General features: G+C 65.7%; 15 protein-coding genes. 6 read left to right on the top strand and 9 right to left on the bottom strand.

The window, feature by feature from the left end:
* Nucleotides 1–121: 121 nt before the first annotated feature.
* From WQQ_RS06195 to WQQ_RS06185, 3 genes are all read right to left on the bottom strand, one after another.
* Nucleotides 122–376: a hypothetical protein gene (locus WQQ_RS06195; RefSeq protein ID WP_007184238.1), complete on the bottom strand. Its 255-nt coding sequence runs from the start codon at nucleotides 374–376 to the stop codon at nucleotides 122–124.
* A 248-nt stretch (nucleotides 377–624) separates the two neighbouring features.
* Nucleotides 625–1,674, bottom strand: a complete 1,050-nt coding sequence (gene pbpG, locus WQQ_RS06190) for a D-alanyl-D-alanine endopeptidase (protein ID WP_007184237.1) — start codon at nucleotides 1,672–1,674, stop codon at nucleotides 625–627.
* Nucleotides 1,675–1,741: 67 nt separating this feature from the next.
* The gene (locus tag WQQ_RS06185) at nucleotides 1,742–2,323 is read right to left on the bottom strand and encodes an LOG family protein (protein ID WP_007184236.1); all 582 of its coding nucleotides are present in this window, start codon (nucleotides 2,321–2,323) and stop codon (nucleotides 1,742–1,744) included.
* A 172-nt stretch (nucleotides 2,324–2,495) separates the two neighbouring features.
* Here WQQ_RS06185 and WQQ_RS06180 point away from each other — a divergent pair, with 172 nt between their 5' ends.
* Nucleotides 2,496–3,386, top strand: coding sequence for a bestrophin family protein (locus WQQ_RS06180; protein WP_007184235.1), 891 nt, complete (start codon nucleotides 2,496–2,498; stop codon nucleotides 3,384–3,386).
* 53 nt (nucleotides 3,387–3,439) lie between these two features.
* Here WQQ_RS06180 and ligD read toward each other — a convergent pair whose 3' ends face one another.
* The gene (gene ligD / locus WQQ_RS06175) at nucleotides 3,440–6,097 is read right to left on the bottom strand and encodes a DNA ligase D (RefSeq protein WP_007184234.1); all 2,658 of its coding nucleotides are present in this window, start codon (nucleotides 6,095–6,097) and stop codon (nucleotides 3,440–3,442) included.
* 83 nt (nucleotides 6,098–6,180) lie between these two features.
* Nucleotides 6,181–6,747 carry an ATP synthase subunit B family protein gene (locus WQQ_RS06170; protein WP_007184233.1) on the bottom strand — a complete coding sequence of 189 codons (567 nt, stop codon included), beginning with the start codon at nucleotides 6,745–6,747 and terminating at the stop codon, nucleotides 6,181–6,183.
* A 307-nt stretch (nucleotides 6,748–7,054) separates the two neighbouring features.
* Between WQQ_RS06170 and aldA the strand changes: the two genes are divergently transcribed.
* From aldA to WQQ_RS06145, 5 genes are all read left to right on the top strand, one after another.
* Entirely contained in the window at nucleotides 7,055–8,503 is a 1,449-nt protein-coding gene (aldA, locus tag WQQ_RS06165) for an aldehyde dehydrogenase (RefSeq protein ID WP_007184232.1), read from the top strand.
* Between the two features lie 218 nt (nucleotides 8,504–8,721).
* Nucleotides 8,722–10,929 carry a PQQ-dependent dehydrogenase, methanol/ethanol family gene (locus tag WQQ_RS06160; protein WP_007184231.1) on the top strand — a complete coding sequence of 736 codons (2,208 nt, stop codon included), beginning with the start codon at nucleotides 8,722–8,724 and terminating at the stop codon, nucleotides 10,927–10,929.
* A gap of 163 nt (nucleotides 10,930–11,092) precedes the next feature.
* Nucleotides 11,093–12,073: an LLM class flavin-dependent oxidoreductase gene (locus WQQ_RS06155; RefSeq protein WP_007184230.1), complete on the top strand. Its 981-nt coding sequence runs from the start codon at nucleotides 11,093–11,095 to the stop codon at nucleotides 12,071–12,073.
* An 83-nt stretch (nucleotides 12,074–12,156) separates the two neighbouring features.
* Entirely contained in the window at nucleotides 12,157–12,396 is a 240-nt protein-coding gene (locus WQQ_RS06150) for an AbrB/MazE/SpoVT family DNA-binding domain-containing protein (RefSeq protein ID WP_007184229.1), read from the top strand.
* 9 nt (nucleotides 12,397–12,405) lie between these two features.
* The gene (locus WQQ_RS06145) at nucleotides 12,406–12,834 is read left to right on the top strand and encodes a type II toxin-antitoxin system VapC family toxin (protein ID WP_007184228.1); all 429 of its coding nucleotides are present in this window, start codon (nucleotides 12,406–12,408) and stop codon (nucleotides 12,832–12,834) included.
* Nucleotides 12,835–12,838: 4 nt separating this feature from the next.
* On the opposite strand, the gene WQQ_RS06140 is transcribed toward WQQ_RS06145, so the two are convergent.
* The 4 genes from WQQ_RS06140 to WQQ_RS06125 all read right to left on the bottom strand — a co-directional run bounded on the left by WQQ_RS06140 (nucleotide 12,839) and on the right by WQQ_RS06125 (nucleotide 17,963).
* The gene (locus WQQ_RS06140; RefSeq protein ID WP_007184227.1) at nucleotides 12,839–14,842 is read right to left on the bottom strand and encodes a sigma-54-dependent Fis family transcriptional regulator; all 2,004 of its coding nucleotides are present in this window, start codon (nucleotides 14,840–14,842) and stop codon (nucleotides 12,839–12,841) included.
* A gap of 102 nt (nucleotides 14,843–14,944) precedes the next feature.
* Nucleotides 14,945–16,465, bottom strand: a complete 1,521-nt coding sequence (locus WQQ_RS06135) for a LutB/LldF family L-lactate oxidation iron-sulfur protein (protein ID WP_007184226.1) — start codon at nucleotides 16,463–16,465, stop codon at nucleotides 14,945–14,947.
* Nucleotides 16,462–17,163, bottom strand: a complete 702-nt coding sequence (locus WQQ_RS06130) for a LutC/YkgG family protein (protein WP_007184225.1) — start codon at nucleotides 17,161–17,163, stop codon at nucleotides 16,462–16,464. The genes WQQ_RS06135 and WQQ_RS06130 overlap by 4 nt, the downstream gene beginning before the upstream one ends.
* Complete coding sequence (locus tag WQQ_RS06125) at nucleotides 17,160–17,963, bottom strand: (Fe-S)-binding protein (protein ID WP_007184224.1); 804 nt, start codon at nucleotides 17,961–17,963, stop codon at nucleotides 17,160–17,162. Before WQQ_RS06125 ends, WQQ_RS06130 begins: the two co-directional genes overlap by 4 nt.
* Nucleotides 17,964–17,999: the final 36 nt, after the last annotated feature.

The raw sequence follows: 17,999 nt of genomic DNA, 5'->3' as shown, positions 1-17,999 counted from the left end.
GTCTTTCCCCCGAAAGAGCGAGTGTCGATGGGCAAAGGCCCATGCAGGCCAGCTTATCGGGGCGAATCGCTCGCGCAACGCGACCGCAGTCTCAGGTCGGGCCGATACTGGAACGCAGCGCTCAATCCGATGCGAGCAACGGCTGCAACGCATCCCAGGCCTGTTGCGCCGAAGCCTGCAGCGGGCAGGAGCAATCCAGCGCCGGCACCTGCAGCTGGCCTTCCTGCACATAGCCGCCGAACAGGCGTGTGGGGTCGTCGATGAGCTTGCGGTAGCGGCTGCGGTAGTCGCGGAAGCGGTCGCGGCTGACGATGCAGGCCCCGCTGGCGCGGGCTTGGCGCAGCAGCTCGCCATCGGCTCGGCGACCCCGGGGCACTTCGGTGACGTATCGCGGATACCGGCTCAGCTGCTCGTAGAGGCCGGCTTCGTCACCGAGACGGTGGCGGGCGCTCGCATCGAAGTACAGCTGCGCCGGACGTCCCTGTTGGCGCAGCCCGGCCAGTAGCGACAGCGGTAACCGCAGCGACGGCGGGTTGCCGCGCCAGTACGCGATGTTGAGCGCGTCCAGCAGGACGCAGCGCGTGGCCTCGGGGCCCGCCTCGCCGGCTTCGGGAGTCGGTGGGTTCAGGAGCTGGATTCGCCGGCCGGCTTGGTTTTGGGCTTGGCCTTCTTGGGCTGAGTGGAGGCCTTGGTCGCCGGCTTCTTGGCGGGCTCCCTGGCCGGCTTCTTCGCGGGCTTCTTGACCGTCTTCTTCACCGGCGCCTGGACCTTGGTGCTCGCGCTGGTGATCGCCGGCGCGCTGAGCTCGCCCTTGCCCTGCAACTCCAGGTGTTTGCGCACGCGGCCGGCGTCGGCGAAGCGTGTCATGGTGCCGAACGAGTTCAGGAACACCATCGACATGCGCCGGTTGAGCGTGGTGGCGCGCATCACCAGGCAACGCCCGGCCTCGTTGGTGAAGCCGGTCTTCTGCAGGCCGATGTCCCAGTCGCGCGAGTTGCGGATCATGCGATTGGAGCTGATGAAGGTGAGTTGCTGCTTGCCGACGCGCACTTCGGTTTCGGGGCGCGTGGTGTAGTCGCGAATCAGGTCTTCGGAGTCGGCGGCGCTGACCAGGCGCAGCAGATCGCGCGCGGTGGAAACACTCTTGCTCGACAGCCCGGCCGGATCGGCGAAATAGGTCGACTGCATGCCGAGCGACTTGGCCTTGGCGTTCATCTGCGCGAGGAACGCCGGCCGGCCGCCCGGATAGCCGCGGCTCAGTGCATTGGCCGCGCGGTTCTCGGAGGACATCAGGGCGAGCAGCATCATCTGGCCACGCGTGAGCTTGGTGCCGACCGTGAGCCGCGAATGGGTGTTTTTTTCGCGGTCGACGTCCTCGGAGCTGATCTCGAGCGTCTCGTCCATCGGCAGCCGGGCATCGACGACCACGAGCGCGGTCATGAGCTTGGTCAGCGAGGCGATCGGCATGACCACGTCGGCGTTCTTGGCGTACAGCGTTTCGCCGCTGTCCTGATCGACGACGATGGCGGCGTTGGATTTGAGCGACAGGCTGGGCGCAGCGAGCACCACGGCCGGGGAAACGATGAGCATGACCGCGATGGTGGCGAGCAGGCTGCGCAGGATGCCGCGCGCGCCGATGCGTCGTGGCGGCGGCAAGGTCGTGGAGTTCGGCATCACGATCTGTCAAAGGTCCGTTTGTGACATTGCAAGACTTTAGCAAGCCCTTGATCGGCCTGCCGCTTCAGCGTTCGCGCGGTTCGATCCACCGGGTGCTATCGGGCGCCCGATAGCTCTCGATCCGCCGCAGCAGAGCGTCGGGCTTGTCGGCGACGATCAGCATGTCGCGGTGCCCGGGCCTGACGAAAGTCTCGCTCACGCAGCGGTCGAGAAAGCCCAGCAGGCCGTCGTAGTAGCCCGCCACGTTGAGCAGGGCCACCGGCTTGCGATGGCTGCCGAGCTGCGCCCAGGTCCAGATCTCGAACAGCTCTTCGAAGGTGCCGAGTCCGCCGGGCAGGGCGATGAAGCCGTCCGACAGTTCGGCCATGAGCGCCTTGCGCTCATGCATCGAGCCGACCACGCGCAGGTCCGACAGATGCGGATGGGCGACCTCGCGATCGACCAGCGCTTGCGGAATGACCCCGATCACTTCGCCATTGGCCGCGCGAGCCGCATCGGCGATCGCGCCCATCAGTCCCACCGACGCGCCGCCGTAGACCAGGCCGATGCCGCGCAGGCCGAGCAGGCCACCGAGCGCCTGCGCGGCCTTGCGGTATTCGGGATCCCGGCCGGTACTGGAGCCGCAGAAGACAGCCAGACGTTTCATGCGATCGCTCCGGATCGATTGCGAGCCCGATGATCGGGGCGCCGCACTATCGGCCCGCTGCCGGTGTGGTGCAAGCGCCCCGGCGCGGGAATTCTTCGCTCGCCGTACGGTTGCAGCTCATCGGGCTGCTGTAAAAAGATCGCGCTCCCGCCCCTGCTTCGACCTGGCCCGAATGATCGTCGATACCCTGCCGCGCCTGCACCGCATGTCTGCGCACGTGTGGAAGCCGCTGACCGTGCTGTTCGTCTGGGATGTGGCGGTCACGGTGACGTACTACACCTTGCCGTTCCATGCGCCGCCGCTGCCGCTGACCCTGTTCGGTTCGGCGCTCGCGCTGTTTCTCGGCTTTCGCGACACCTCGGCCTACCAGCGCTGGTGGGAAGGCCGCGTGCTGTGGGGAGCGATGATCAATGCCTCGCGCAGCCTGTCGCGTGCGGTGGTGAGTTTCCTGCCCGACGAGGACGAGGAAGCGCGCCAGACAAAGCGCACCATCGTCCGGCGCCAGATCGCCTACGTGCATGCGCTCAGGCGCCAGTTGCGCCGCCAGGATGTCGAAGCCGACGTGCGCCGCCATGTCGGCGAGGCCGAGGTCGTCGAGGTGCTCAAGCGCACCAACGTCGCCAACGGCCTGCTCGAACACAACGGCCGGCAGATCGAAGTGGCGCGCCGCCGCGGCTGGATCGACAGCATTCAGCAGGCCACGCTCGAACGCGTACTGATCGACATCGCCAATGCCCAGGGCGGCATGGAGCGGCTCAAGAACACGCCGCTGCCGAACCAATACCGCCTGTTCCCTGCGCTGTTCACACGCCTGTTCTGCGTGCTGCTGCCGATCGGCCTGGTCGAAAGCCTCGGCTATGCCACGCCAATCGGTTCGACCCTGGCCGGGCTGATGTTTCTCGCGATCCTGCAGATCGGCGATGACCTTGTCGACCCGTTCTCCAACACCGTGCACGATGTGCCGCTGAGCGCCATGTGCCGGACCATCGAGATCGATCTGCTGCAGTCCATCGGAGACGAGGCGCCCGAGGCGCTCAAGCCGGTCAGGGGCGTGCTCTGGTAAATCGCACGCCATAGGCCCTGCGAAAGCCGGGGTGGACGTGGGGCGAGGAGTTTCTAGTCGAGATCGGGAAGCCGCTGGCGCGTGGTCAGCAGCTCCGCCCAGGGATCGCGCTTGCGCTTCTTGAGCCAGCGTTCGGCGCTGCGCACAGTGAACTCCTTCGGATCGATCCTGCGAATGTCCTTCCATTCGACCGGCATCGCGATCGTGGCGCCGGGCCGTGCGCGCGGAGAGTAGGGCAGCACCGCGGTGGCGCCCTGGCCGTTGCGCAGGTAGTCGATGAAGATGCGGCCCTTGCGCTTGGCCTTGGACATGTTGGCGACGTAGCGATCGGGCTGCTGCTCGGCCATCGCGCTCGCGATCGCCTGCGCAAAGCCCTTGACCGAGTCCCAGCCGGCGTGCGGCTCGAGTGGGACCACCACGTGCAGGCCCTTGCCGCCGGTGGTCTTGACGAAGCTCGCCAGACCGATGCGATCGAGGTTGTCGCGCACTTCGAGCGCCGCCTCGACCACGTCGGAGAATTCGAGCGCGGTGTCGGGGTCGAGATCGATCACGATCCAGTCGGGCTTGTCGGGCGCGTCCATCGTTGCGCCCCAGCCGTGGATCTCGATCGCATTGAACTGCACGAGCTCCAAAATGCCGCGTTGGCTCTCGACATAGATGACCTCGTTGCCGGCGATGCGCGCCTTCTTCACCTCGTCACCGAGACCCGGCAGCTTGTGCTTCTGGAAAAAGCATTGCTGCGCATCGCCCTGAGGGCAGCGTACGAGCGCGATCGGGCGCTTCCGCGCATAGGGCAGCAGCAGCGGGCCGACGAGTTCGTGATATTCGGCGAGCTCGCGCTTGGTCACGCCCGAGGCTTCGTCCATCACGCGATCCGCATGCGAGATGCGCACGCCGCCGATCTCGACGACATCGCCACTGCGTGCACTCGATTGCTTCCGGGGCCGGTCCGGACTCGCTTCGACCTTGGTGCGCCGGGGCTTGCCGGCTTCGCTGGCAGTCGCGTGCATGTCCTCCTCCTTCTCGATAGCGGCGACGGGCACGGCCTTCTCGCGCTTCACCTGGCGTGCCGGCTTGTCCTCGCGCAGGCCCTGGAACGACGGATGGCGTAGCGCGCCGTCACGCGTGACCTCGGTATATTCGACCTCGCAAACCAGCTGTGGCTTGACCCAGATCACGCCGCGCATGCGCGGCGGATCGCTCACGGCGGGCTCGTCGGTCACGAGCTTCTGCAAGCGCGCGCCGATGTCTTCGAGCAGCGCCTGATCGAAGCCGGTGCCGACCTTGCCGCAGTAGCGCAGTGCCTTGGCTTCGCGCACGCCGAGCAGCAGGGAGCGAAAGCCCGTGCGCGCCTGCGAGGCGGTGTAGCCGACGATGACGAACTCCTGGCGCCGGTGGCACTTGAGCTTGAGCCAGTCGGCCGAACGCCCGCTGTGATAGGCCGCGTCGCGCCGCTTGGCGATCAGGCCTTCGAGCCCGCTCGCGCAGGCCTGCGTCAACACCGTGTCTCCGTCGCCTTCGATGTGATCGCTGTAGACGAGCGGCCACGGTGGCTTCTTGCCGAGCAGGATCTTGAGCCTGAGCTTGCGATCGACCAGCGGCTCGTCGCGCACGTCGACCCCGTCGTGATGCAGCACGTCGAAGACGTAGAACACCAGCTGCTTCTGCTGGTCGGCTCTGATCTCGCCCCCGCCGCGCGGCAGCACGCGCTGCAGATCCTGGAAGCTCGACCGGCCGTCTGCGGTTACATAGCAGACCTCGCCGTCGAGGATGGCCGAAGCGACGTCGAGCTTGGACAGGGCTGCGGCAATGCCCGGGAACGTGCGCGTCCAGTCGAGCTGGTTGCGCGATCGCAACTGCACCTTGCCGCGATCGAGTCTCGCGAGCATGCGATAGCCGTCGTACTTGATCTCGTAGACCCATCGGCCCGTCGACGGCGGACGATCGACCAGCGTTGCGAGCTGCGGCTCGATGCTCGACAGCGACGGGAGCTTCGAGGCTTTGCCGGCCTGCTTCGCCGCAGCCTTCGTGGGAGCTTTGGCTTTCGCCGTTCGGGTCGGCACCGAAGCCGCCGTCGTGCGCCGCTTGCCGCTCAGAGCCTCGCCGACCTGCTTGACCGTGCGACCGCTGATGACGCTATTGGGCTCGCGCTGCGTGATCTCGGCCGCCGGGCCCGAGCGCACGTACTCGTCGCTGCGCTTGAACAACAGCCACTGGCTCTTGGGGCCTTGCTTCGGCCCTGCTCCAGATCCTGTGCGCGTGCGCACGAGCGAGTAGCGGCCCTTGAGTTTCTCGCCGTCGAGCGAAAACGTCAGATGGCCTTTCTTGAGCGCGGCGCGCGCATCGCCCTCGGGTTTCCAGCGGCCGCGATCCCAGACGATCACCGGCCCGCCGCCGTACTCGCCGTGCGGAATGTTGCCTTCGAAATTGCGATACGCGATCGGATGATCTTCGGTCTGCACCGCGAGCCGCTTGTCGTCGGGCGACAGGCTCGGGCCCTTCGGCACCGCCCAGCTGAGCAAGACACCATCGAGCTCGAGCCGAAAGTCATAGTGCATGCGCGTCGCATCGTGCTGCTGCACGACGAAGGCATCGCCCTGCGAACGAGCCGCCGCCTCGCCGCGCGGCTCGGAGGTCACATCGAAGCGGCGCTTCTCGTTGTAGCGCTTGAGCGCCGCCGGCGTGCGGCGGCGCGGAGCGGCAGTGGCCATCGCAGGCTCCTGGTCTCGTGCAGGCTCACGACTGTGCCGCGACCTAGATGAGACGGGCCTTAAACAAGACCCGCCGCCGCGGTTTACGCATTCGCATCCACGCGCCAGCGATAGCGGTCCATCGGTGCGTATTCGTCGCTGACCGAGCCATCGCGGTTGAGGATGCGCAGCACCACATCCCCGAGGCCGGCGCTGAGCCGGTTGGCGGCGTGATGGTAAGTGTCGCGATTGACGATCTCGACGCGCGCCCTCCGCGCCGGGCGCTTGAGCCGCGCGATGGCTTCCTCGTCCTCGATCATCAAGGTGCCGACCGCTGGATGCGGAGGCGAATTCGCAAACAGCGGAGCGCTCGCGATACCGTCCCGCGCCAGGCGATCCTTCTCGTCCTCGAGCGAGGTTTCGATCTTCTCGAGCTCGGCCTGCAGTTGCTGCTCGCGTTCGGCGTAGCGCGACTGCAGTTCCTGCTCGATACGCTCGCGCGCCTGCTCGAGCGCGCTGCGCTTGTATTCGGCCGCTTCGAGCCGCAGCGCATTGAGCGCTTCGTTGGTGGCGTTGAAGCTTTTCTTGAGCGCCGGCAACTGGCCCGGCGAAGGCAGCAACTGGGCGTTCGACGATGTGTTCGCCGCCGTATCCGTCTGGCTCTCATCCATTGACGCTCTCCTCTTTCTTGAATGAATGCGATAGCTGAACTACAGCCTAACGCGCTGCGACAGCTGTCGCAGCTGAATTGAACAGTTGTGAATTCCAATGCCGTATTGCGACAGCGAAACGCTTTCGGAATCGCGCGCCGAAAGTCTCCATTTTTCTTAAATTTTTTGTAATGCCCAATGTTTTCAGCGGGATGAAGCCCGGTCAAGAGCCTGGTTCAATTCGTCCAGATGAATGGCATATCGATTGCCCTTATGGGCCGCGCCATCACATTTGAACAATGCGCCCAATCAACATCCAGGAGATGTCATGACTCGATCCATCATGGACTATCAGAATTACATCGACGGCCGCTTCGTCGCCGACGAGAAGAACGAATGGGTTGAAGTCGAAAACCCGGCCACGCACGAGATTCTGGCGCGCGTTCCCGAAAGCAGCGGAGCGTCGATCGATGCGGCCGTCGCCGCTGCAAACCGCGCGCAGCCGGCCTGGGAAAAGCTGCCCGCGATCCAGCGCGCCGGCTATCTGCGCAAGATCTCCGCGAAGATTCGAGAGAACGCGGCTCGCATCGCCGACATCATCGTGCGCGAGCAGGGCAAGACGCAGGCGCTGGCGAATGTCGAAGCCAACTTCACGGCGGATTACTTCGACTACATGGCCGAGTGGGCGCGCCGCCTCGAAGGCGAAGTGCTGACTTCCGATCGCGCCGGCGAAAGCATCTTCCTGCACCGCAAGCCGCTCGGCACCGTGGCCGGCATCCTGCCGTGGAATTTCCCGTTCTTCCTGATCGCGCGCAAGGTGGCTCCGGCGCTCGTCACCGGCAACACCATCGTGCTCAAGCCGAGCGAAGAAACGCCGATCAACGCCTTCGAGTTCGCCAAGCTCGTTGCCGAAACCGACATTCCGCCGGGCGTCATCAACCTGGTCGGTGGCCGCGGCGCGGTGGCCGGCAGCAAGCTGTCTTCGCACACCGGCATCGATCTCGTGACCTTCACGGGCAGCGTCGGCACCGGCATCCGCATCATGCAGGCGGCAGCGGCTAACCTCACGCGCGTGAACCTGGAACTCGGCGGCAAGGCGCCGGCCATCGTGCTCGCCGATGCCGATCTCGATCTCGCCGCCAAGGCCATCTACGACTCGCGCGTGATCAACACCGGACAGGTCTGCAACTGCGCAGAGCGCGTCTACGTGGAGAAGAAGGTCGAAGCCGAATTGACCGAGAAGCTCGCCAAGCTGTTCAAGGCCACGCGCTACGGTGATCCGGGCGCGATCGCCGAACTCGACATGGGCCCGCTGATCAACCAGGCCGCTCGCGACAAGCTCGTCGGCATCGTCGACCGTGCGCGGCAAGCCGGCGCCGAAGTGGTCACCGGCGGCAAGATCGCCTCGCTCGACAAGGGCTGGCATTACGAACCGACGCTGATCGTCGGCAACAAGTCCGGCGCAGAAGTGATGACCAAAGAAACCTTCGGTCCGGTGCTGCCGATCCAGTCGGTCGACAGCCTCGACGAAGCCGTGGCGCTGTCCAACGATTCCGAGTACGGCCTGACCTCGTCGATCTTCACCAAGGACTTGAACTCCGCGTTCCGCGCGGTGCGCGACCTGAAGTTCGGCGAGACCTACGTGAACCGCGAAAACTTCGAAGCGATGCAGGGCTTCCATGCCGGCCGCAAGAAGTCGGGCATCGGCGGCGCGGACGGCAAGCACGGCTTGTACGAGTTCACCGAGACGCACGTCGTCTACATCAACCACGGCTGATCGCCGACGCAACCACGGCTGAAAACGGCGAATCGGCTGCTGCGCTCGGCAGTTCGCGCGAGGGCGGTGCTCGGAATGCTCACGTGCTGCAGGCACGCTCCGCTTCCTGTGCTCCGTCCTCCTGCGACCTGCCATCGCTCACAACGCCGATTCGACGGTTTTTGTGCTCTGTCGATTCACGGCTTCACCGCTTAAACAGCTCACGAGGAGCTTCACCCATGAAAACAAAAGCCATGTCGCGGGCTGCGAGCCCGTTGCTGATCGCAGCCTCCGTAGCCGCGCTCAGCGTCATCGCGGCCTGCAGCAAGTCGTCGGCGCCCGAGAATGTCACCCCGGATGCCACCCAGCCCGCCGCCGCTCCGGTCGGCCTTCCGGCGAACCCGGCCAATGTCGACGGTGCGCGCATCGTCGCCGCCGACAAGGAGCCCGGCAACTGGATGAGCACGGGCCGTACCTACGACGAGCAGCGCTACAGCCCGCTCAAGAAGATCACCGATCAGAACGTCGGCCAGCTCGGCCTGGCCTGGCAATACAAGCTCGACTACGACCGTGGCGTCGAAGCCACGCCGATCGTCGTCGACGGCGTGATGTACACCACCGGTTCGTTCTCGGTGCTCTACGCGTTCAACGCGGCCACCGGCGAGCTGCTCTGGAAGGGCGACCCGCAGGTCGATCGCCTGAAGGCCGGCGAGTTCTGCTGCGACGCGGTCAACCGCGGCGCCGCCGTCTGGAAGGGCAAGGTCTACGTCGGCACCAACGACGGTCGCCTGGTGGCCTGGAACGCCAAGGACGGCAGCAAGGCCTGGGACATCGATACCGTCGTCGACCGTTCGCGCTCCTACGGCATCACCGGCGCGCCGCGCATCATGAAGGACAAGGTGATCATCGGTAACGGCGGCGCCGAATTCGGCGTGCGCGGCTACATCACCGCCTACGATGCCGAGACCGGCAAGCAGCTGTGGCGCTTCTACACGGTGCCGGGCGACCCCGCCAAGCCGCAGGAGAACAAGGCGCTCGAAGCCGCGCTGAAGACCTGGGACGGCACCAACTGGGTCAAGCAGGGCGGTGGCGGCACGGTGTGGGATTCGATGGCCTACGACCCCGACCTGAACCTGCTCTACATCGGCACCGGCAACGCCAGCTACTGGAACTACAAGACGCGCAGCAACGCCAAGGGCGACAACCTGTACCTGTCGTCGATCGTCGCGATCAACCCGGATACCGGCGAATACGTCTGGCACTACCAGACCACGCCGGGCGACGCCTGGGATTTCACCGCCACCCAGCACATGATCCTGGCCGACCTCGACATCAAGGGCGCCAAGCGCAAGGTCATCATGCAGGCGCCGAAGAACGGCTTCTTCTACGTGATCGATCGCGCCACCGGCAAGCTGATCTCGGCCGAGAAATACGCGCCGGTCACCTGGGCCGACAAGGTCGATCTCGAAACCGGTCGCCCGGTGTTCAACGACTCGGCCAAGTACTGGGAAAAGAACGGCAAGCCCACGCTGGTTCGTCCGGGATTCTGGGGCGGCCACGACTGGCAGCCGATGTCGTACAACCCCAACACCGGTCTGGTCTACATTCCCAAGCACACCTTCGCCGTCGAATACCGCGACGTGAAGGATCCGGGCTGGTCGCCGCGCAAGCACTTCTACCAGCTCGGCGTGGCCGCGGCCGAAATGGGCGATAGCGACAAGGACATGAAGTACTGGTCCGACGAGTGGACCGGTTCGCTGCTGGCCTGGGATCCGATCAAGCAGGAAAAGGTCTGGGAAAAGCCCTACGTCACCATCTTCAACGGCGGCACGCTGTCGACCGCCGGCAACCTGGTGTTCGAAGGCTCGGCCGACGGCCGCGTGATCGCCTACCGCGCCACCGACGGCGAGAAGCTGTGGGAATCGCCCGCGCAGTCCGGCGTGATGGCGGCTCCGGTGACCTACGAGGTCAACGGCGAGCAGTACGTGACCTTCATGGTGGGCTGGGGCGGCGCGTTCGCCACCTTCGCCGGCCACGCCTCGCTGAAGGCCGGCGTGCGTCCGTGGGCGCAGGTGCTGACCTTCAAGCTCGGCGGCAAGGCCGAGCTGGCCCCGGCCAATTATCCCGAGCTGCTGCCCCCGCAGCCGCCGGAATCCAAGGCCACGGCCGAGCAGGTTGCCCACGGCAAGGACCTGTTCAACGGCCATTGCTCGCAGTGCCATGGCATCAACGCGGTTTCGGGCGGCATCGTGCCCGACCTGCGTCGCCTGAGCAGCGAGAAGCACGCCATGTTCCCGGGCATCGTCGCGGGCGCGTTCGCGGCCAAGGGCATGCCGTCCTTCGCCGGCATCTTCACGCCCGAAGAGGTCGAAGACCTGCACGCCTACCTGATCAAGCGCGCCGTCGACCTCAAGACCGATCTCGCCAAGAACGAGAACGCGAAGTAAGGCCTCGCGCAGCGGTACTCGAAAAGCAGTCAGTCTCAGGTCTCCTCCAATGCCGCGCCTCGAAAGGGGCGCGGTTTTTTTGTTTGAAAGGGGCGGACGCGTCGCGGTCTTGATTCGACTCCGAAAGGCAGCATGTAGATGCGATGCCTCACCGGAGTTCGCCGTGACCGCTCTTTCCATCCTCGAACTCGTGCGCGTGCGCCAGGGCTCGGACGCTCGCACGGCGCTCGATCACGCACGTGACCTTGCGGCCCACGCCGAACGCTGGGATTACCAGCGGCTCTGGGTCGCCGAGCACCACAACATGCCCGGCATCGCGAGCGCGGCGACTTCGGTGGTGCTCGCGCACATCGCCGCGGGTTCTTCGAAGATTCGCATCGGCGCCGGCGGCATCATGCTGCCCAACCATTCGCCCTACGTGATCGCCGAGCAGTTCGGCACGCTCGCCACGCTGTTCCCGGGTCGCATCGACCTCGGCCTGGGCCGCGCTCCGGGCACCGACCAGAGCACCTTGCGCGCCCTGCGCCGCTCACCGGCCTCGGCCGAGCACTTCCCGCAGGACGTGCTGGAGTTGCAGGCCTATCTCGCCCCGACGAGGCCGGGCCAGAACATCGTCGCAGTTCCGGCCGCCGGCACCGAAGTGCCGCTCTGGATCCTCGGGTCGAGCACCTTCGGCGCCATGCTCGCGGCCGAACTCGGCCTGCCGTACGCCTTCGCGTCGCACTTCGCACCCGAGCAGCTGATGCCGGCGCTCGACCTCTATCGCAGCCGCTTCAAGCCTTCCGCGCAGCTCGACAAGCCTTACGCGATGGTCGGCGTCAACGTGATCGCGGCCGACACCGACGAGCACGCCAGGCGCCTGGCGACCACGCAGCAGATGTCGTTCACCGACCTGTTCCGCGGCGCCCGCGGCTTGAGCAAGCCACCGATCGACGACATCGAAACCTACTGGTCGCCGCTGGAGAAGGCCCAGGCCCGGCACATGCTCGCGCGCTCGATCTATGGCTCGGCGCCGACGGTGCGCGATGGTTTGCGCGCGCTGATCGCCGAGACCGGCGCCGACGAGCTCATGATTGTCTCCGACGTCTACGAGCACACCGAGCGGCTGCGCTCGTTCGAACTGATCGCCGACTGCATGTTCTAGCGGGTTTCACGCCAGATGACATTGGGCCTTGAGTGTAATACCGTAATGTCACAAGGTATTACATCTGCCTCGGGCGAGAAATCATGGCAACGACGATGACGGTGAAGGGCCAAGTCACCATTCCGAAGAAAGTACGTGATGCGCTGCGTCTGGCGCCTGGAGATGCCGTCGATTTCGATGTGAATCAGGAGGGTCAGGTCGTCGTGCTCAAGGCCGGTGCCGCAACCAAGGGCAAGCGGGATCGATTCGAAGCCGCTCGCGGCAAGGCGCAGGTGAAGTGGAAGACCGACGAGCTCATGGCTTTGCTACGCGGCTCGGATTGAGCGCAGGCCGTGCTGCTGGTCGACACCAATGTGCTGATCGATGTGCTCGAAGATGATCCCACCTGGGCCGACTGGTCGGTCCGGCAGCTGCGGGCTCAAGCCCAAGTGCACGAGTTGCTGATCAATCCCGTCATCTATTCGGAACTTTCGCTGACCTTCGAATCGGTCGAGTCGCTCGACAAGCTCATCGACGATATGGGCTTCTCGTTTCAAGAGCTGCCGCAGGCCGCACTTTTCCTGGCTGGGCGAGCCTTCGTGAAGTACCGCCGTGGCGGCGGGCAGCGCGAGAGCGTGCTGGCGGATTTCTTCATCGGCGCGCACGCCGCCGTAGTCGGCTGCGGAATCCTGACACGCGATGCCCGACGCTACAGGAACTACTTTCCCACCGTCTCGCTGGTGACACCGGAGCCGACGGCCCCGGGCTCCCGCAAAAACTGAACGCTCAATGCAAATGCGTCGGCGGCACGATGCCGTAGCGGCGCATGCGGCGGTAGATCGTCGCGCGGCACAGGTCGAGGTCGCGCGCGACGTAGCTGATGTTCCAGCGGTTGCGGCGCAGGGCGTCGAGCAGGCGCTGGCCTTCCTGCGGCAGGATGGCTTCGGCCTTCATCGCGGCGGTGACCGGCGCCGATAACGGGGCCGACAAGCCGATCGGGGCGACGACCGGCGTAACCGGCACGCCGATTTCTTCCGGCAGATGCTCCAGCCGCACGCCACGCTCGTCCGCGATCGACAGCATGAAGCGCAGTACCTGGCGCAGCTGGCGGATGTTGCCGGGCCAGTCGTAGCACACGAGGCGATCGAGCACTTCGGCTTCGATCTGCAGCTGCACGTCGAGCGAAGCCGCTTCTTCGCGCAGCAGGCGCTCGATCAGATAGGCCTTGTCCTGGCGCTCGCGCAGCGGCGACAGCCTCAGCGTGGCGCCGCAGAGACGGTAGTAGAGGTCTTCGCGGAACGCGCCGCTTTCGACGAGCTGGCGCAGGTCGCGATGCGAGGCTGCGATCACGTGCAGATCGATCGCCAGCGGCCGTTCGGCGCCGAGCGGCAGCACTTCGTGTTCGGACAGCACGCGCAGCAGGCGGGTCTGCAAATGCAGCGGCATGTCGCCGATCTCGTCGAGGAACAGCGTGCCACCGCTGCTGCGCGCGATCAGCCCGGTCATGCCGCGGCTGCGCGCGCCCGTGAAGGTGCCGGGCATGTAGCCGAACAGCTCGCTTTCGATCAGCGATTCCGGAATCGCCGCGCAATTGACCGCGACGAAGGGCTTGTCGGCACGCTGACTCGATTCGTGGATCGCCTTGGCGAGCACTTCCTTGCCGGTTCCGGTCTCGCCCTGGATCAGCAGGTTGACCGGCTTGCTCGCGAGACGTCGCGATTGGTCGAGCAGCTGGCGCATGCGCGCATCGTCGCCGGCGAGGGTCTGCAGCGTGTCGCCGTCGCTGTGCACGATCGTCTGCGTGATCGTGACCGGCGTGCGCGCGGTGCCGACCGTCGCGAGCGTGCGCGGAACCACGATGGCCGCGTGATAGCGCTGGCCGTTCCAGGTGTCGAATACGGAGAGATCGCTGCCCTGCTGGCCGCGTGCGAACTTCCAGATGTCGCCGAGACGATTGCGGAAGATCGCGGTCAGGCTGTTGCCGACCAGACCCGCCGCGAGCCCGGCCGATTCCACCAGCTGCAGGCGACGGCGCGCGCCGGTGTTGGCGCCGACGATAAGGCCGTCGTTGTCGAAGGCCAGCATCAGTTCGGCATGGACATCGACGAGCGCGGAGCCCTGGCTCAAGCGCAGGATGTGACGATCGCCGAAGTGCTGCATGAAGCTCGCGTCTTCGATCATGCGGCCGTAGAGCGAGGTCAGGTGGCGCGCCAGGTGCTGGCTCTCGCGCGCCTCGGGCGAGGTCACGGCGGAAACGTCGAGCACACCCATGAGTTCGCCGTGCGGATCGAACAGCGGCGTCGCCGTGCACGACAGGCCCAGGTTGCCGGTGTAGTAGTGGTCTTCGCGATGGCAGGTCAGCGTGCGGCGCTCGGCCAGGCAGGTGCCGATGCCGTTGGTGCCGGCGACGAGCTCGCTCCAGTTCGCGCCGAGCACCAGGCCCGCGGCGAGCGGCGAATCGGACGACGGACGGCCGATCGCATCGACGGTGACGCCGTCCGCATCGGCGAGCAGCAGGGTGTAGTCGAGTTCGGCGACGTGGCGATACAGCTGCTCCATGCCGCTGCGCGCCACCTGCAGATACGGCTCGCGCCTGGCGCGGCGCTCGCGCAGGCTCACGGGCGATTCGATCTGTGTGCGATGCGTACTGCGCGGATCGAGTCCGTAATCGTTGAAGCAGCGAAACCACGAGCGATGGATCAGGGTTTCGGCTCGACCGTCGAGCACCGGCATCGTGCCCGCGGCAACGACGCCCATGACCGTTTCGATGTGATGTAGCGGCGATCTCATCGCGTGATGCTCCATGCTGGCTGCGGGTTCTCGGCACCGCTCGATCGAGGGCGGGACGATGACTCGTCCGATCGACTTGGACCCGCTTGTCATTCGGACAGTTTACCGTGGCGAGTGGTTTCTCTCTTTGAGCCGGTCGCGGAAAGACTTGGGCGCCGGCTTCAGCGGCGCGCGGCTTTGCGTCCATCCGCCCTGCCAGGCCGGCGTCAGGAAGCGCAGGCGCGGCGCGAACCAGGCGAACAGCCGGTACAGCAAAGCGTGCGAATACAGCAGGCGCCAGCCCTTCCAGGCCAGCACTTCGACGAGCAGGCGCACTTCGCCCTGTCCGACGAGCGCCTGGGTCGGCGGTGTCATCGACTGCGAAACCGAATGACGCCCGGCCTCGCGCAGCTTCATGAGCATTTCGGGAATCGGAATGCCGACCGGGCAGACTTCGCCGCAGGCACCGCAGAGGCTCGAAGCCGTCGGCAGGTCGCGCGTCGATTTCAGGCCGACCAGATGCGGCGAGATGATCGAGCCGATCGGCCCCGGATACGTGGTGCCGTACGACAGGCCGCCGACGCGCGTGTAGACCGGGCAATGGTTCATGCAGGCCCCGCAGCGGATGCACTGCAGGGTCGCGCGGAAGCGCTCTTCGCGGTACGCCTGCGTGCGCCCGTTGTCGAGCAGTATCAGATGCATTTCGCGCGGGCCGTCGCGCTCGCCGGCGCGACGCGGGCCGGTGATCAGGTTGAAGTAGGTCGTCACCGCCTGGCCGGTCGCCGACTTCGGCAGCAGCGCATAGAGCGGAATGAGGTGCTCGAGCTTCTCGATCACTTTCTCGAGCCCGGTGATGGCGATGTGCACGTCCGGAACCGAGGTGCAGAGCCGGCCGTTGCCCTCGTTCTCGACCAGCGCGATGGTGCCGGTTTCCGCGACCATGAAGTTCACGCCCGAGACGCCGATCTTGGAGGCGCCGAACTTCTCGCGCAGGGCCTTGCGGCCGATGCCGATGAGCTCGTTGACGTCGTCGGTCAGCGGCGCGCCGGCGATGTGCTCGTGGAAGATCTCGGCGACATCCTGCTTGGTCTTGTGAATCGCCGGCATGATGATGTGGCTGGGCCGGTCGCCGTCGAGCTGCAGAATATATTCGCCCATGTCGGTTTCCAGGCAGTCGATGCCGTGTTCCGCCATCACATGGTTGAGCTCGATCTCCTCGCTGACCATCGACTTGCCCTTGACCATCATGCGGGCGTCGTGCGCCTTGGCGATGTCGAGGAAGATGCGGTTGGCATCCTCGGGCGTTTCGGCCCAATGCACGTGCACGCCGAGTTCGGTGAGCTTGGCTTCGAGCTGCGTCAGCAGGTCGGGCAGATGGTTCAGCGCGTGCTGGCGCGTTTGTTCGCCGAGTTTGCGCAGCTGGTCGAACGCAACGAAATCCGAGAAGTGAACCGCGCGGCGCTCGATGAGAAAATCCATCGCGCCGCGAAAGCTGCTGCGCAGGTTCGGATCGTTGACCGACTCGTGGCTGCGCAGCTTGAAGTCTTCGGGGCGATGCGTCTTCTCGTGCGTGTCCGCTGGCGCTGCGCCGACGCTCTTGGGCGTCGCCGGGCCGGGGCGTTCGATGACGACGGGAGCGTTCATGCCGATTCTCCGTTGGGGCTGGCCTGACGTGAGACGAGCACGATCACGAGTTCCTTCGGGCCGTGCGCGCCGTAGACGAGCATGCGCTGGATGTCCGCGGTCTTCGACGGCCCGGTGATCATCAGCAGATTGGTCGGCATGCGCTCGGACCAGCGGTTCTGCATCATCGCCTCGTGCAGCGTTTCGACGATCTGGTCTTCGAACAGCAGCGCGATATGCACGGGCGGAATCAGCGACAGCGTGCGCGGCTCGGCCGGCGTCGGCCACAGCAGCAGGCTGCCGGTTTCGGCGACGCCGCCGAGGGTGGTGCTGATGCCGGCGTCGACGTGATCGAACAGATCGGACTTGATCTCGGCCAGATCGCGCTCGTACCAGTACAGCTGCTCGGGCGGCAGCAGGGCGCTGAGCGTCCAGCCGATGGTGGTGTCGCGGCCGACCAGCAATTTGCCGAGCCGCTTGTGCTCGATCACTTGCACGAGCTTGCCCGGCCAGTCGCTTTCGCTGGCTTCGACGATTTCGGCGCGCCAGGACGTGGCGTTGCGGATGAAGCGTTCGCGGCGTGATTCTTCCGCCTTCGGTTGTGGACGATCGCGATAGTACGAGGCGATGTCCGGGGCGCCGACGAGCTTGCCGGGCTCTGCGGAGCGCAGGCGCGACAGGATGTTGTCGCGCGCCTTGCTGCTGTTCGAGGCGCTCATGCGCCACCGCCGGCGCAATCCATGCGCGTGCGGATGAAGGTGGCGATGTGCTCGCCGCGCAGCTTGTCCTGCTTCTGCTTTTCGAGCGTGAGATTGAGGTTGAGCAGGCAACCGCAGTCGGCGCTGACGAAGCCGTCGCAGCGCGTGCGACGGATCGATTCGAGCTTGTCCGACGCCATCGCCGCGGAAATGTCGGGATGCTTGACCGAGAAGGTGCCGCCGAAACCGCAGCATTCGCTCTCGTGATCGTGCACCACGAGTTCGACGCCCGGCAGCTTGGCCAGCGCGGAGCGCCCGATGTCGAGCGTGCCCATTTCACGCCGGGCGCTGCACGAGGTGTGAAGTGCGACGGTCGTCTTCTTGTCGTCGGCGACCGGCGGCAGGTTCAGGCCCAGCGTGTTGACGACGTAATCGGTGAATTCGACGGTGCGTGCCGCGATCGATTCGGCCTTGGCCGACAGCCTGGCGTCGTTCGCGAAGAGCTTGGGCCAGTGATGCTTGAGCATGCCGCCGCAGGAGCCGGACGGCACCACGATCGGCCAGGGCTGCGGAAACAGATCGAGCTGCGCCGCCGCCACCTTGCGCGCTTCTTCCGGAAATCCAGTGGTGTAGCCGGGCTGGCCGCAGCAGGTCTGGCGCTCGGGAAAATGGACGTCGACGCCAAGGCGTTCGAGCACTTCGACCGCGTCGATGCCGGCCTGCGGCGCGAACAGGTCGATCACGCAGGTCGCGAACAGATAGACCTGCCGACGAGGCGCGTCGGACGCGCGTACGGACAATGGAACTGCTTGGGAACTCACCGCTTTTCTCCTGTCAGCACGGACGTGCCTTGCGCC

Source organism: Hydrocarboniphaga effusa AP103 (genome assembly GCF_000271305.1).
Classification (GTDB): Bacteria; Pseudomonadota; Gammaproteobacteria; order Nevskiales; family Nevskiaceae; genus Hydrocarboniphaga; species Hydrocarboniphaga effusa.
The sequence above is the reverse complement of the archived record's forward strand: the minus strand, read 5'-3'. Positions and strand labels throughout refer to the sequence as shown.

What these genes read in the sequence shown, in the direction of transcription:
- aldA (WP_007184232.1), top strand. Translation starts at nt 7,055, where the DNA reads ATGACTCGATCCATCATGGACTATCAGAATTACATCGACGGCCGCTTC.
- WQQ_RS06150 (WP_007184229.1), top strand. Translation starts at nt 12,157, where the DNA reads ATGGCAACGACGATGACGGTGAAGGGCCAAGTCACCATTCCGAAGAAA.
- WQQ_RS06160 (WP_007184231.1), top strand. Translation starts at nt 8,722, where the DNA reads ATGAAAACAAAAGCCATGTCGCGGGCTGCGAGCCCGTTGCTGATCGCA.
- WQQ_RS06130 (WP_007184225.1), bottom strand. Translation starts at nt 17,163, where the DNA reads ATGAGCGCCTCGAACAGCAGCAAGGCGCGCGACAACATCCTGTCGCGC.
- WQQ_RS06135 (WP_007184226.1), bottom strand. Translation starts at nt 16,465, where the DNA reads ATGAACGCTCCCGTCGTCATCGAACGCCCCGGCCCGGCGACGCCCAAG.
- ligD (WP_007184234.1), bottom strand. Translation starts at nt 6,097, where the DNA reads ATGGCCACTGCCGCTCCGCGCCGCCGCACGCCGGCGGCGCTCAAGCGC.
- WQQ_RS06180 (WP_007184235.1), top strand. Translation starts at nt 2,496, where the DNA reads ATGATCGTCGATACCCTGCCGCGCCTGCACCGCATGTCTGCGCACGTG.
- WQQ_RS06185 (WP_007184236.1), bottom strand. Translation starts at nt 2,323, where the DNA reads ATGAAACGTCTGGCTGTCTTCTGCGGCTCCAGTACCGGCCGGGATCCC.
- WQQ_RS06170 (WP_007184233.1), bottom strand. Translation starts at nt 6,747, where the DNA reads ATGGATGAGAGCCAGACGGATACGGCGGCGAACACATCGTCGAACGCC.
- pbpG (WP_007184237.1), bottom strand. Translation starts at nt 1,674, where the DNA reads ATGCCGAACTCCACGACCTTGCCGCCGCCACGACGCATCGGCGCGCGC.
- WQQ_RS06140 (WP_007184227.1), bottom strand. Translation starts at nt 14,842, where the DNA reads ATGAGATCGCCGCTACATCACATCGAAACGGTCATGGGCGTCGTTGCC.